This window comes from Aeromonas sp. QDB63 (assembly GCF_027707425.1).
In the GTDB taxonomy this organism is placed as follows: domain Bacteria; phylum Pseudomonadota; class Gammaproteobacteria; order Enterobacterales; family Aeromonadaceae; genus Aeromonas; species Aeromonas caviae.
Genome location: NZ_JAPCIS010000002.1, coordinates 17,121 through 30,536 on the forward strand (window position 1 = coordinate 17,121; position 13,416 = coordinate 30,536).

The following is a 13,416-nucleotide window of genomic DNA, read 5'->3' on the forward strand; positions in this document are numbered from 1 at the left end:
TTTGCACTCCCATCCCTTGTCAAGCCTTGATCGACCGTCCATTTAAAGAGCGCGATCGAGTCCACAAAGTTGCAAACGAGATACCATTGCCCCCTTCTCATCCCCTCCGACGCTGTTATGTTGGCGCCCGCATACCACTTAATGGCTAATCATACGGAGTCCATCATGGCGACATTCAAGTTCTACATTCCCGCAATCAACCTGATGGGGGCGGGCTGCCTGCAGGAGGCGGCAGCAGATATCCAGGGACATGGCTATCGCAAGGCGCTCATCGTCACCGACAAGATCCTGGGCCAGATTGGCGTGGTGGGCCGGCTTGCCGCCCTCCTGGCCGAGCACGGCATCGACGCAGTGGTGTTCGATGAGACCAGACCCAATCCCACCGTGGCCAACGTCGAGGCGGGTCTTGCGATGATCCGGGCCCACGGCTGCGACTGCGTCATTTCGCTCGGCGGCGGCTCACCCCACGACTGCGCCAAGGGCATCGCCCTGGTGGCCGCCAATGGGGGCAGCATCAAGGATTACGAGGGGGTTGATCGCTCCGCCAAGCCGCAGTTGCCGCTCATCGCCATCAATACCACCGCCGGCACCGCCTCCGAGATGACCCGTTTTTGCATCATTACCGACGAATCCCGTCAGGTGAAAATGGCCATCATCGACAAGCACGTCACGCCGCTGATGTCGGTCAACGACCCGGAACTGATGCTGGCCAAGCCCGCCGGCCTCACCGCCGCCACCGGCATGGATGCCCTGACCCACGCCATCGAGGCCTATGTCTCCACCGCCGCCACCCCGGTCACCGATGCCAGCGCCGTGATGGCCATCGCACTGATTGCCGAACACCTTCGCACCGCCGTGCATCAGGGGGAGGATCTCCATGCCCGTGAGCAGATAGCCTATGCACAGTTCCTGGCCGGCATGGCCTTCAACAACGCAAGCCTGGGCTATGTGCACGCCATGGCTCACCAGCTCGGCGGCTTCTACGACCTGCCCCACGGGGTGTGCAATGCGGTGCTGCTGCCCCATGTCCAGGCCTACAACGCCCGGGTGTGCGCCGGTCGGCTCAAGGATGTGGCCCGTCATATGGGGGTGGATGTGAGTGCCATGAGCGATGAGCAGGGTGCGGCGGCAGCCATTGACGCCATCCGGCAACTGGCTCGCGACGTCAAGATCCCCGCCGGTCTGGAGCAGCTCGGGGTCAGGGCCGACGACCTAGACGTGCTGGCCACCAATGCGCTCAAGGATGCCTGTGGTCTCACCAACCCCAGGCAGGCGACTCACGCGGAGATCGTCGCCATCTTCCGCGCCGCCATGTAAGGGGGCAAGATCTGCCAGGGCCGCCACGCGGCCCTTTTTATTGGCTGATGGATCAATGGCTTTTTACTTCCGCACGGGGAGTGGGTATGATTTGCCGAGCTAAAAAGACTGTATGGATGATCTGAACCCGATATGCGGATGAAACACCTGATTGCCGCGGCCCTGACCGCCCTCACCCTGTCCGGTTGCAGCCTGGTCTATCGCATCGATATTCCCCAGGGCAACTATGTGGAACAAAAGCAGGTCGACAAGCTGCGCCAGGGCATGACCCGCGAACAGGTCGAGTTCGTGCTGGGTTCTCCCATGTTGCGCGACAGCTTTGACCCCAACACCTGGTACTACCTCTATGAGTTCCAGCCCGGTCGGGGCGACAAGGAGCGCAAGGAGCTGACCCTCAACTTCGTGGGTGACAGACTGGCCACAGTGACCGGTGATTTCCCTCTCCCTGCCGCCTTCACCACACCGCTCTAGATGACATTACAAAACCGGCTTCTGCCGGTTTTGTTCTCTCTGGCCCCGGTGATGTCGCCGGGCCACACTCTGGATGCCTCATTGCCCCGAGGAGATCATCATGGGTCGATTCCTGATTGCCGGCGCCACCGGTCTGATTGGCAAAGCCTTGCTGCGCGAGCTGGGGACGGAGCACGACCTCCTCCTGCTCTGCCGCAAACCGGGCGATCCCGCTCCGGGACGCACCTGGCTGCCCACCTCGTTCGACGCGCTGGACAGATTGACGCTGCCCTCCCCTGTAGACATTGCCTTCTGCTGCCTTGGCACCACCCGCAAGGATGCCGGCTCGGCCGAGGCATTTCGCCGGGTCGATCTCGGCTATGTGCTGGCCTTTGCCGCGCTCGCCCGTCGCCACGGCTGCCGCCGCCTGCTGGTGGTCTCCAGTCTGGGCGCCAACCCGGGTTCCCCTGCCCTCTATCCCCGCACCAAGGGCGAGATGGAGCAGGCCCTGCTGGCCCAGGAGTGGCAGCGGCTCGTCATCCTGCGCCCGGCCATGCTGCTCGGCCATCGCGAACCTGCGCGCCGTTCGGAGCAGATCATCCAGGCCATCTATCCGCTGGTAAAGCCCCTGCTGCGCGGTTCGCTGCGCCGCTGGCGTGCCATCGAGGCCAGTCAGGTGGCGCACGCCATGGCGCGCCTTGCCATCCAGGAGAGCGGGATAGAGACAGTGGAAAACGAGCGCCTGCTCACCCTGTGATGCCCTGTGCCGGGCGAGACGATCACAAAGGGGCGCCACGGCGCCCCTTGTCACAGCCCATCACCCGTCAGGTGCCGGCATCGTCTCGCTTGCGGTGCACATCGGGCCGCCCGCCGGTGACCACATCGGCACGCCCCTCTTCCTTGGCTTTTTCCGCACGCTTCTTGCGCATCTCCTTGGGATCGGCGATGAGAGGGCGGTAGATTTCGATGCGATCCCCCTCCTGCACCGACTCTGTGCCCTTCACCGGACGGCTGTAGATACCGAACTTGTTGACCGACAGGTCGATCTCCGGGTGCTTTTGCAGGATGCCGGACTGTTCGATGGCCGCCAGCACGCTGGTCTCGGGCGCGACCCGGATGCACAGCACCGTCTGCCGCTCGGGCAGGGCATAGGCCACTTCGATATTGAGGAGATCAGACACCGTAAACCACCTTGGCACGATTGGAGAAGGCAAGCACCATGGAGCTCACCAGCTCGCGGAAGATCTGGCCAAAGGCCAGCTCAATGAGCTTGGAGGTGAACTCGAAGTCGAGATCGAACTCCACCTTGCAGGCATCCACGTCCAGGGGTGTGAAGGTCCACCATCCCGCCAGCTTGCTGAAAGGCCCCTCCACCAGCTCCATCTTGATGGTGCGATTGGCATCAAGCTGGTTGCGCGTGGTAAAGGTCTTGGCGATACCTGCCTTGGCCACATCGACCGAGGCCATCATGTAGTCTTCACCTGACTCGTGAACACGGCTGCCGACACAGCCAGGCAGGAACTCAGGATAGGCATCAACATCATTGACCAGCCGGAACATCTGTTCCGCGCTGAACATCACCAGGGCACTGCGAGTAATACGGGGCATGGGTTTTCCTCATCCAATCGGCCCGATTTTATCACCTTGTCAGCCAAAATCACCGCCGAAACTGTTCGCGGGTCACCAAGCAGGGCAATCGCACACTTTCCGGCCAGTGTGGTCCGCTCTCGCCCCGCCCTTCCCTCAAAATCGTCATCGAACTGCTCACAAAGCCGCCACTCGGAGCGCTGTGCGTTTTACAGCCGCCGCCACCCACGTATAATGCGCCTTCCTAAACATTGCCTAAGGCCCCCGTCATGAGCAAAAAGAACAGTAAAAACAAAGCCGGGTCCAGCACCATTGCACTCAACAGAACCGCCCGTCACGAGTACTTCATCGAAGAGCGCGTGGAAGCCGGCCTGTCCCTGCAAGGGTGGGAAGTGAAGTCCCTGCGGGCGGGCAAGGCCAACATCAGCGAAGCCTATGTCATCTTCATGCAGGGAGAAGCCTTCCTGTTCGGCTCCAGCTTCCTGCCGCTGAACGCCGCCTCCAGCCACGTGGTATGCGATCCGACCCGCACCCGCAAATTGCTGCTCAGTCGCCGTGAACTCGACAAGCTCGAGAGCCTGACCGCTCGTCAGGGCTACACCATAGTGCCGCTGGCCCTCTACTGGAAAGCGTGCTGGGTCAAGGTCGAGATCGGCCTGGTGAAAGGCAAGAAAGAGCACGACAAGCGGGAAGACACCAAGGCACGGGAATGGGACCGTGAGAAGGCCCGCATCATGAAGAACAAGCACCGCGGTTGATTGTGCGCCGCCGGCCCCCATGCGGCGACCAATAAACCAGCAATCGACCGGCCAAGGCCGGTCGATTGCCATCAACGCCTTGCCATGACAGGATTTTTGCGTACAATCCCTTTTGACAACTTGGGGCTGATTCTGGATTCGACAAGATTCACGAAACCCAAGGTGCATGCCGAGGTGCGGTAGGCCTCGTTAATAAACCGCAAAAAAATAGTCGCAAACGACGAAAACTACGCACTCGCAGCTTAATAACCTGCGCTGAGCCCTTCTCCCCTAGCTTGCCTGTGTCCTAGGGAAATGGAAGGTCATCCTTCACAGGATCGTGTGGAAGTCCTGCTCGGGGCGGAAGCATTAAAACCAATCGAGCTAGTCAATGCGTGGCGTGTCTCTCCGCAGCGTGTTGGCGAATGTAAAGAGTGACTAAGCATGTAGTACCGAGGATGTAGTAATTTTGGACGGGGGTTCAAATCCCCCCAGCTCCACCAAACGTTTGGAAAGGGCCACTTCGCAAGAAGTGGCCCTTTTTGTATCCTTTTTCTCACCTTGAGAGGATGTATCCGCCCCACGAGCGCAGCACATCTCCAGATCAGGCCAAAGGCTCTGCGGGGGGTGGCTGCATTTGACATGGGCCAGCTCCAGGTGGCGTCGCCAGCAAAAACCGGCGAGTGGAGCAGCAATTTGCCCGGGCGCTGTGGGCCACGCCATCAGCCCAGCGCCTCCATGGGGTTGAAACAACCTCGAGGGTTCGCCCCCGAGAATCTTCCACTAGCCGTTGGCAGTGGAAGGCTGGGTCAGATGAACGACGGGATTTTCGGAGAAGAGGTAGCGGTCATCCTCCATTTCGTCATCGAAGATGGTGGCCTGGAAGAGCATCTGCTTGGTGTTCTCCAGGTGCTGCCACATGGCCAGCTTGGCCGCCTACGGATCCTTGCGCATCAAGGCCTTGAGGATCTGGTCGTGATCGTCGCACCAGCTGGAGATGGCCTTGTCGTCGATATGCTCGTGGAGCTTGCGCCAGTAGGAGTTGCGCTCGCAATGCAGCCAGGGAGCCAGGGCTTCGGGGTGGGCGAGATCGTCGTCAAGCGCGGCTCTGAGCCTTGCCTGGTGGTCACGGCAGCGCAGCGGATCGAAATCGCCGCCCTGCGGTTGTCCGCCGAACAGGTGATCGACACCACGGCGGCGGGCGACTCCTTCAGCGCCGGTTATCTCGCCGCACGCCTGCAAGGGGCCGACGTCACCGACGCCGCCGCCAAGGCCATCCGCCAGATGCGCGCGGCCTACCCGGATCTGCTGCTCGGGGCCGGCACCGTGCTCAACCGCGAGCAGGTGGATGCGGCCGTTGCGGCGGGCGCCGACTTCATCGTCAGCCCCGGCTTCAACCCGACCACGGTGCAGTACTGCCTGGTCAAGGACGTCACCATCATCCCGGGGTCAACAACCCCAGCCTGGTGGAGCAAGCCATGGAGATGGGGCTGCGCCACCTCAAGTTCTTCCCGGCAGAGCAGTCAGGCGGCACCGCCATGCTCAAGGCCCTGGGCGCCGTCTATCCGGTGCGCTTCATGCCCACCGGCGGCGTGACGCCGGCCAATCTGAAAGAGTATCTGGGGCTGAATGCCGTGATCGCCTGCGGCGGCACCTGGATGGTGCTGGCCAAGCTCATCGACGAGGGCAGGTGGGAAGAGCTGGCCGCCCTGGTAAGAGAGGCCGTGGCGGCCCTGTGATCATCGGTTGAGCGAGGGAAGGTCTGCCCTCCCCCGGATGTGTTGAAGAGCCACTTCCCGCGAAGTGGCTTTTTTATGCCCTGCCAGGGCTGGAGATCAATGTGCGGTGCGGTTGCCGCAGTCTGCCAGCGGCTTATTCCCCTGCGGCATCGGGCGTCAACACCAGCCTGCGCCAGGGGCCCGTGATGTCGCAATGACCCGTCTCTTCGGTGTTCTCCCAGCCCAGGCGATGATAGAAAGCCATCGCCGTGGTGTTGCGCATGGCCACCTTGAGGGAGGCCGGGGAGGGGTATCCGGCCAAGCCGGCGGCAAGCAAGGCCCGCCCCATGCCCTGCCCGTGCCAGTCCGCCACCACGTAGAGATGATGCACGAAGCTCTCGGCCCCCCAGATGGAGACGAATCCGCACGGGCTGCCCCCTTTCTCCGCCACCCAGATCTCCTCGCCCCGGGTCTGCTCGGCAAAATCCTCGAGCCGGAACAGGGCGGGATCAACCCAATGGAAGGCCTGGCGCCTTCCCTTGAGGAAGAGCTGCGCCAGCATGGGCTCGTCAGCTTCCGTCATCATTCTGATCATGACACCATCCTTGCGTTGCGTGCTTGTCGCTTCCCACTCTCGATGGATCCCGCCGTGCTGTCAAATCGGCAATGTGGACCCTCTTGAATACGTAACCGTGTGACACAGGGCTGCCTATTTTATCGCCTCAGGGGCTATACTGCCGAGGTCCCGTCCATGACTGGTTTGAGGTTCACTGATTTATGGATAACAAGCAAATTGAAGGCAGTATTCTGGTACCCGCCCACATTGACGATGTCTGGCGGGCCTGGACCACGGAGAGCGGGCTGCGCAGTTTTCTGGCGCCGGAGTGCCTCATGGTCCCGGAACCCAACGGACCGTTCGAGATCTATTTCAGACCCGATGCTCCCCTCGGCGAGCGTGGCAGCGAAGGGTGCCGGGTGATGGCGGTCATGCCCCATGATCTGCTCAGCTTCAGCTGGAATTTCCCTCCCCAGTTTCCCCACATTCGTCAGCAGAAGACCCAGGTCAGCCTGCGCTTCGTGCCGGAGGGCCAGGGCACCCGGCTCCACTTCCTGCAGACCGGCTGGGCGCAGGATCCGGATTGGGACCAGGGTTATGCCTACTTCCGGGAGGAGTGGCTGGAACTGAGTCTGCCAAGGCTTCAGTACCGTTTCACCCACGGCCCCATCGACTGGAACAACCCGCCGGGCAAGCAGCAGCTGAAATCCCTGGCCCAGTGACGTCCATTCAAGCGATGGGCATGGCATGAAAAAGGACCCGCTCAGGGTCCTTTTTCGTGGATAGGCAGGCGGTCACTCCACCGGCTCTTCATCGAACAGGGGGTGATAGAGCACCTCGCCCCTTACCCCGTCGAGCCCGCCGGGTTGCAACTCCATCGCCATGAAACACTCCGTCGACACCTCGTAGATGCAGTGCAGGCCGAAGTCGCTGGCAGGCCGAAACCCGAAACGGGCGTAGTAGGCAGGATCCCCGAGCACCACCACCGCCTTCCAGTCCATCTCCAGTGCCGTGTCCAGCCCTTCCCGCACCAGATCCGAGCCAATGCCCTGCCCCTGCCAGTCGGGATGCACGGCCACGGGTGCCAGTCCCAGCCAGGGCCCTTCCTGTCCCTCAATGGTGATCGGGCTCAGCATCAGGTGCCCCATGAACTCGTACTCTTCCTCCTCGACCATGGTGACCACGGCGGCCCCACATTCTCGCAGGCGGTTGACCAGTTCGGCCTCGTCGGGACGACCAAAGGCGGCACTCACCAGCTCATAGACTGGCAGCATGTCGCCGGGACGCTCGGTTCTCAACATACAGCGTTACTCCTCGTACAGCAGGGCGGCCATTATTCCACAGAAGTGGGGCGCCACTTCACTGCCTTTGTCTGAAAATGGGAGGACGGACTCAGGAAAACGCCTGACAAACCCCGCACCAGGCTTCGCGATGACCGCCCTTGCGCAAGCCATCAGCGTCCGTCGTCAGGCTGTCGCAATCGCCGCAGATAGGCGAGGCCCAGATCCCCGCACTCCTTGAGGAGGGCGCCACCCCCATGGGCTTGCACCCCGGGTGCCTCTGGCGCCAGCATGGCCAGGGGATAGCGCCGCACCGTCAGCCCGCTGAGTGTCTGCTCGCCCTCTGTCGTCTCCCCCGCCATGAAGAGCGCCACCCCCTCACCGTGCAGTATGGCCACGACCACCTCCTCGTCATCCAGCCAGGGGGCCAGCGCCTCTTTGCGTGCATCCGTCAGACGCGCCGGGCGATCCAGCCGCCAGTAATCGAGCACGAGGGCGCCATCGGCCGGATCTGGCCGACGCCCGTCATGGTGCATGCCAGTCTTTTCCATCACCCGGCCTGAGGCGAGGTTGCCCGGCATGTGGCGGGCGGTGAGGGCGGGCAGGTGCCACTGCTCGAAGGCAAACGCCCTGACCAGGCTCGCGGCCCGGGTGGCCAGCCCTCTGTTCTGCCAGGGCACGCCGACCCACCATGCCAGCTCCCCGTGCCAGTGCAGGGAGAGGGTACCGACCAGGGGAGCGGGCTCGTCTTCACACCCCTGGGGCAGAGTCAGGGCCCAGGTGCATCCCAGCCCGAGAGCAGCCTTGCGCCCGCTCAGGGCAAGCCAGTCCCGCGCCGCCTCCGGCGAATAGGGGTGGGGGATGTTGAGGGTATAGCGGGCGAGCGCCGCATCCGAACAATAACGCAGGATGGCGCTCTCATCGCCGGGCAGCAGGGGGCGCAGCACCAGCGCGTCCTGCCCGCCAGGCTCGCGCAGCACCGGGGTCATCAGGCGGCGGGCAAGCAGGCGTTGCAGGGCAACCCCGAGGTCGTCATCGGCACCGAGGCGGTGATCCGCCCCCACGGGCCCCAGGGTGAGCAAGCCGCTCTCTCTGGCCAGGGTCAGCAGGGAGCCGGAGGCAGCGATCAGGATCTGCCGGTCCGGCTGTGTCGCCATCAGCGGGGAGGCGGCCTCCCCCAGCCAGGCGGCAAGCAGGTCGCGGGCAAGGAGAATGCCATCTGGCGGGCTGACCGACCAGGGTGCCGTCTCCCTCGCCTCCCCTTTGCCAAGCAACAGCCACCAGCGGTTTCCCCGGTGCTGCCAGGCCTGCAACGCCGCTTGCCAGGAGGGGCGCCAGAGCGCACCCTCGATCAACAGATCCATTCCTTCCCCCACATCCGCCCCCCGGATCAGGCACCGGGTGCCCGGGCGGCACCACACTCCTGTCTGAGGCAGCATAAGCAGCTGCCAATGAGTTGTTAAACCATATGTTTACCATGGTTAAACGGCATACCCCATGAAAAAATGCCATATGGCTGACTTGATGGCGGTCACATTCCTTCCCCTCCTCGCTTCCTATCATGCCCCCATCATGGCGTGACCAAAGACGCCCATGAAGGACAACGGATAACAAGAGACACACTATGCAGCCAACCAGCCCACTCAAAACGGTAGTAGTCAGTACCCTGGCGACCGCCCTGCTGATCTTCGTGGCCCAATCCCTCATCGGGAAGCAGGAGATCAGACTCGGCATCGCCATCATTCCCATCCTGCCCATGCTCTTTGCCGTCATCATCGGCATGATCGTCTCCGCCAAGCCCGTCAAGGATCGCATTCCCGGCTGGAAGAGGCTCTTCACCGAGCGAGAAGAGGGCTTCTGCGGCAAGATGGTGGGTTTCAGCCTGCTGATCCTCGGGACCCAGTATGCGGGGATGATCATCCCCAACCTCAAGATGATCCTGAGCGTCGGCGTACCGCTCTTCCTGCAGGAGATAGGCAACCTCCTACCCATCCTCATCGCCATTCCGCTGGCGGTGAAATTCGGCTTTGGCCGCCGCGCCATCGGGGCCTGCTCCTCCATCAGCCGTGAACCCTCGGTCGCGGTGATCCAGGGCAAGTTCGGCACCGGCTCCCAGGAATACATCGGCGTGCTCGCCATCTACCTGTGCGGCTCCGTCATCGGCACCCTCTGGTTCAGCGTGCTCGGCAGCATTGCCCCCCTCACGGGGCTGCACCCCCTGGCCCTGGCCGCCGGTTCCGGCGTGGGATCCGGCTCCATGCTGAGCGCCGCCTCCGGTGCCCTCATCAACGGCCTCGATGAGGCGATGGCCCAGCAGGTGCTCAGCATCGCCGCCGCCTCGAACCTGCTCTCGTCGGCCCTGGGAGCGCTCTCCCTCACCTATCTGGGTCTGCCGCTCGCTGAAAAAATCTATGCCCTGACCGCCAAAGGAGAGAAAGCATGAAAAGCATCGTGATGGATATGCGCTTCGTCTTCCTGGCGATCCTGCTGGCCATGTTCACCCAGACCCTGACCTCGGGCCTGCCGCTGTGGCAGATGGGGGACAGCTTCGTCGCCATGTCTCTGGTGGTGTTCGCCTCCCTGGTGGCCAAGCGCTACCTGCCCTCCTCCCTGCCGGCCTTTGCCTATGCCACCATCATCGGCATTCTCATCTGCCTGCCCGAGACCCCGGTGCGCGGCCTCTTCATCGATGCCGTGGCCAAGATCTCCTTCCTCTCCTGCTGCGTGCCGCTCCTGGCCTTCGCCGGCCTCTCGGTGGGCGGTCAGCTGGAGGAGCTCAAGAAGATGTCGTGGAAGGTGATCCTCATCTTCATGATCGTCTCCACCTGCTGCTTCTTTGGCGCCTCCCTGGTTGCCCAGCTCGGTTTCTCCATTCAAGGGATCATCTGATGAACCACTACCATATCGAACCTGACCTGTTGGCCCTGCGCGACTTCAGCTACGAAGTGCGCCACCACCTGCACCGCATCCCGGAATACTCCGGGGCCGAGTTCAAGACCTCTGCCTACTGCCGTGGGTTGATGGAAGAGTTCGGCTACAGGATCACCCTGTATCCCGGCTTCACCGGTTTTCACGGGGATCTGGCGGTCGACCCCACCCTGCCCACCATTGCCTTTCGTGCCGACATGGATGGCCTGGAGATGCACGACATGAGCGAGGTGGCGTTCAAATCCACCCATGAGGGGATGGCCCACAACTGCGGCCACGACTCCCACATGGCGATCGCTCTGACCGCCGCCAGGTTTCTGGCCGCCAACCGCGAGCGCCTGCGCTACAACGTCCGCTTCATCTTCCAGATGGCGGAAGAGGACATGCGCGTCCCCGGTGCCGAAAAGATGGTGGAGCTTGGCTGCATGAAGGGGGTGGACGAGGTCTATGCCCTGCACAACGACGGCGCCATGGAGACGGGCACCATCAAGTTCAACCAGGGGGTCATGTCCTCCTGGGGGTCTGCCTGGACGCTCGATGTGCACGGCATCTCCGCCCACGGCTCCACCCCCCACAAGGGGCTGGATGCCATCCGGGAGGCGGTGCGGATCATCGAGGACATGGACTACATCGTCGCCAAGCGCACCAGTCCGTTCAGCCCGGCGGTCTTTGGTTGCGGCATGATCAACGGCGGCACCATTCCCAACGCCATCGCCGATCATGTGCAGGCCCGTGGCACCATCCGCGCCATGGACACCGAAACCGACCAGATCCTGAAAAACAGCTTCAGGGACATCATCGCCCAGAGCGAGCTGCGCGGCTTCAAGACCACCATGGTCCATGCCGGCTACCCGGCAGTGGAGAACCACCCCCAGGCCTGCGAGCGCCTGCAACAAGCCGCCTCGGAGGTGTTGTCCAGCGACGGGATCAACGCAAAGGGCCAGCCCATGACCGGCAGCGAGGACTTCAGCTACATGATCAACGCCACGCCAAGCCGCATGGGGGCCATGTTCTTCCTCGGCAGCGGCAATCAGGCCAAGGGGATCTGCAACTACCTGCACGCGAACCCCTATTACCTGGACGACGACTGCCTGCTGGTGGGAGCCCAGATCTTCGTCAATCTGGCGACCCGAGCCGCCTGAGGGGTCAGTACAAGGGGATAGCAATGCAAAGAGAGGCCGACGGCCTCTCTTTTTTATGTCTCGGCGTCAGAGCCAGGGCAGAGTCGCAGACGGAGCGGGCGTTCCCTGGTTGAGCAGCGCCAGCTGCACCGTCTCCCGGCTCACATGGGGGGCATAGAGGTGGATGAAGTCGTACATGTAGTCCCGCAGGTGGGCGTGCCTGCGCAGGCACACATGGGCCACGCTCGAGGCGATCAGATGATCGATGTTGAGGCAGACCAGGCTCTCCCTGTCCCCTTCGTCGAACGCCGAGGTGGCGATCACCCCGACTCCCATCCCCAGGCGCACATAGTGCTTGATGATGTCGCTGTCGGTGGCCGTCAGCACGATGCGGGGGCTGAGACCATGGCGACCGAACGCCTTGTCCATCTTGGAGCGGCCGGTGAAACCGAACACATAGGTGATGAGGGGATACCGGGCCAGATCCGCCATGGCCAGCGGCTGGCAGTCCAGCAGCGGATGGCCGTGGGGCACCACCACGCTGCGCCCCCAGCGATAGCAGGGCACGGTCGCCAGCTCGTCGAACAGGTGCATGGACTCGGTGGCGATGGCCATCTCCACATCCCCGTTTTGCGCCATCTGCGCCAGTTGGGCAGGGGCTCCCTGATGCAGCTGGATGCTCACCTCGGGGTAGCGGCGGGAGAATTCGGTAATGACCGCCGGCAGCTTGTAGCGGGCCATGGTGTGGGTGGTGGCGATGCGCAGCACCCCGCTGGTGGCCAGCTGATCCCCGAGGGAAAGCTGACCAATCTGCTCCACCTGGGCCACCACTCCCCTGGCCAGCTCCATCACCTGCTCCCCCATGGGGGTCAGGCCCGCCAGGTTCTTGCCCTTGCGGGTAAACAGCGCCAGCCCCAGCTCCTCTTCCAGCATCTTCATCTGCTTGCTGAGGGTCGGCTGGGAGGTATAGAGCTTCTCCGCCGTCGCCGAGATGTTGAAGTTGTTCTTCACTATCTCGGTGAAATTCTTGAGCCGGGCGATGTTCATCAGGGCGCCAGGCGCTCGATGTGCCAGCCGTCCCCCTCGCGGGTGTAATAGAAGCGATCGTGCAGACGATGCTCCCCGCCCTGCCAGAACTCGACGGTGTCGATGCGCACCCGGAAACCACCCCAGAAGCTCGGCAGCGGCACCTCGCCATTGGCAAACTTCTGCTTGAGTTCGAGGAACTTGGCCTCGAGCACGCCACGGGCCGAGATGCGGGTCGACTGTTTGGAGACCCAGGCGGCGATCTGGCTGTCCTTGGGACGGCTGTGGAAATACTTCATCACCTCGAAGGTGCTCATCTTCTCCACCCGACCGGTCACGTGTACCTGTCTGTCCAGGGTGTGCCAGGGGAAGAGCAGGCTGATACGGGGGTTGCCCTCCAGCTGATGCGCCTTGCGGCTGCCCATGTTGGTGTAGAACACCATGCCTTCGGCATCGTAGTGCTTGAGCAGCACGGTGCGCTGCCAGGGCTGGCCATCGGCATCCACGGTGCCCACCACCATGGCGGTGGGATCGGTCAGTTTGGCCTCGCACGCCTGGGCCAGCCACTTCTCGAACAGGGTGAGGGGCTCGGCCGGCAGATCGGCCCGGTGCAGTCCACCCCTGGTGTATTCGCGACGCAGATCAGCCACATCCATCATCTTGATTTTCCTTCTCTCTTTCTCTGCCGCCCGTGCG

16 protein-coding genes, 1 other RNA gene and 1 pseudogene are annotated in these 13,416 nt (G+C 62.7%); 10 read left to right on the plus strand and 8 right to left on the minus strand.

Annotated features, from left to right (window positions below; translation table 11 throughout):
* Positions 1-165 precede the first annotated feature (165 nt).
* From yiaY to PG879_RS01535, 3 genes are all read left to right on the plus strand, one after another.
* Positions 166-1,317 (plus strand): L-threonine dehydrogenase, encoded by a 1,152-nt coding sequence (gene yiaY, locus PG879_RS01525; protein ID WP_143237305.1) that lies wholly within the window; start codon positions 166-168, stop codon positions 1,315-1,317.
* 132 nt (positions 1,318-1,449) lie between these two features.
* Entirely contained in the window at positions 1,450-1,788 is a 339-nt protein-coding gene (locus PG879_RS01530; RefSeq protein WP_029314185.1) for an outer membrane protein assembly factor BamE, read from the plus strand.
* Positions 1,789-1,888: 100 nt separating this feature from the next.
* Complete coding sequence (locus PG879_RS01535; protein ID WP_210600026.1) at positions 1,889-2,524, plus strand: NAD-dependent epimerase/dehydratase family protein; 636 nt, start codon at positions 1,889-1,891, stop codon at positions 2,522-2,524.
* Between the two features lie 67 nt (positions 2,525-2,591).
* On the opposite strand, the gene PG879_RS01540 is transcribed toward PG879_RS01535, so the two are convergent.
* On the minus strand, positions 2,592-2,948 hold the full coding sequence (locus tag PG879_RS01540; protein WP_143237303.1) for an RnfH family protein: 357 nt from the start codon (positions 2,946-2,948) through the stop codon (positions 2,592-2,594).
* Positions 2,941-3,375, minus strand: a complete 435-nt coding sequence (locus PG879_RS01545; RefSeq protein ID WP_010673974.1) for an SRPBCC family protein — start codon at positions 3,373-3,375, stop codon at positions 2,941-2,943. The genes PG879_RS01540 and PG879_RS01545 overlap by 8 nt, the downstream gene beginning before the upstream one ends.
* Positions 3,376-3,623: 248 nt before the next feature.
* Here PG879_RS01545 and smpB point away from each other — a divergent pair, with 248 nt between their 5' ends.
* Positions 3,624-4,112: an SsrA-binding protein SmpB gene (gene smpB / locus PG879_RS01550; protein WP_010673973.1), complete on the plus strand. Its 489-nt coding sequence runs from the start codon at positions 3,624-3,626 to the stop codon at positions 4,110-4,112.
* 122 nt (positions 4,113-4,234) lie between these two features.
* Positions 4,235-4,594, plus strand: a transfer-messenger RNA (tmRNA) gene (gene ssrA, locus PG879_RS01555).
* A 280-nt stretch (positions 4,595-4,874) separates the two neighbouring features.
* Here the strand turns inward: ssrA and PG879_RS20495 are convergent.
* Positions 4,875-5,012, minus strand: coding sequence for a hypothetical protein (locus PG879_RS20495; RefSeq protein WP_235690580.1), 138 nt, complete (start codon positions 5,010-5,012; stop codon positions 4,875-4,877).
* A 132-nt stretch (positions 5,013-5,144) separates the two neighbouring features.
* On the opposite strand from PG879_RS20495, the pseudogene eda reads away from it, so the two are divergent.
* Positions 5,145-5,830, plus strand: a pseudogene (gene eda, locus PG879_RS01565) (bifunctional 4-hydroxy-2-oxoglutarate aldolase/2-dehydro-3-deoxy-phosphogluconate aldolase).
* A gap of 133 nt (positions 5,831-5,963) precedes the next feature.
* On the opposite strand, the gene PG879_RS01570 reads toward eda, so the two are convergent.
* Positions 5,964-6,404: a GNAT family N-acetyltransferase gene (locus PG879_RS01570; RefSeq protein ID WP_042880882.1), complete on the minus strand. Its 441-nt coding sequence runs from the start codon at positions 6,402-6,404 to the stop codon at positions 5,964-5,966.
* A 182-nt stretch (positions 6,405-6,586) separates the two neighbouring features.
* On the opposite strand from PG879_RS01570, the gene PG879_RS01575 reads away from it, so the two are divergent.
* Positions 6,587-7,087, plus strand: coding sequence for an SRPBCC family protein (locus PG879_RS01575; RefSeq protein WP_010673967.1), 501 nt, complete (start codon positions 6,587-6,589; stop codon positions 7,085-7,087).
* Positions 7,088-7,159: 72 nt separating this feature from the next.
* On the opposite strand, the gene PG879_RS01580 is transcribed toward PG879_RS01575, so the two are convergent.
* Together PG879_RS01580 and PG879_RS01585 are read right to left on the minus strand one after the other, a co-directional pair.
* Positions 7,160-7,666 carry a GNAT family N-acetyltransferase gene (locus tag PG879_RS01580; RefSeq protein ID WP_052815855.1) on the minus strand — a complete coding sequence of 169 codons (507 nt, stop codon included), beginning with the start codon at positions 7,664-7,666 and terminating at the stop codon, positions 7,160-7,162.
* Positions 7,667-7,818: 152 nt separating this feature from the next.
* A complete protein-coding gene (locus tag PG879_RS01585; RefSeq protein WP_246875654.1) occupies positions 7,819-9,009 on the minus strand; it encodes a GNAT family N-acetyltransferase in 1,191 nt (396 codons plus the stop codon).
* A gap of 260 nt (positions 9,010-9,269) precedes the next feature.
* Between PG879_RS01585 and PG879_RS01590 the strand changes: the two genes are divergently transcribed.
* The 3 genes from PG879_RS01590 to PG879_RS01600 are packed head-to-tail and all read left to right on the plus strand — an operon-like array spanning position 9,270 to position 11,715.
* Positions 9,270-10,088 (plus strand): DUF3100 domain-containing protein, encoded by an 819-nt coding sequence (locus tag PG879_RS01590; RefSeq protein WP_010673963.1) that lies wholly within the window; start codon positions 9,270-9,272, stop codon positions 10,086-10,088.
* Complete coding sequence (locus tag PG879_RS01595; protein WP_048207257.1) at positions 10,085-10,534, plus strand: hypothetical protein; 450 nt, start codon at positions 10,085-10,087, stop codon at positions 10,532-10,534. Before PG879_RS01590 ends, PG879_RS01595 begins: the two co-directional genes overlap by 4 nt.
* Positions 10,534-11,715: a M20 metallopeptidase family protein gene (locus PG879_RS01600; protein ID WP_143237239.1), complete on the plus strand. Its 1,182-nt coding sequence runs from the start codon at positions 10,534-10,536 to the stop codon at positions 11,713-11,715. The genes PG879_RS01595 and PG879_RS01600 overlap by 1 nt, the downstream gene beginning before the upstream one ends.
* A gap of 66 nt (positions 11,716-11,781) precedes the next feature.
* Here PG879_RS01600 and PG879_RS01605 read toward each other — a convergent pair whose 3' ends face one another.
* Together PG879_RS01605 and pdxH are read right to left on the minus strand one after the other, a co-directional pair.
* On the minus strand, positions 11,782-12,741 hold the full coding sequence (locus PG879_RS01605; protein ID WP_010673960.1) for a LysR substrate-binding domain-containing protein: 960 nt from the start codon (positions 12,739-12,741) through the stop codon (positions 11,782-11,784).
* Positions 12,741-13,379, minus strand: a complete 639-nt coding sequence (gene pdxH, locus PG879_RS01610) for a pyridoxamine 5'-phosphate oxidase (protein ID WP_039039893.1) — start codon at positions 13,377-13,379, stop codon at positions 12,741-12,743. The genes PG879_RS01605 and pdxH overlap by 1 nt, the downstream gene beginning before the upstream one ends.
* Positions 13,380-13,416 lie beyond the last annotated feature (37 nt).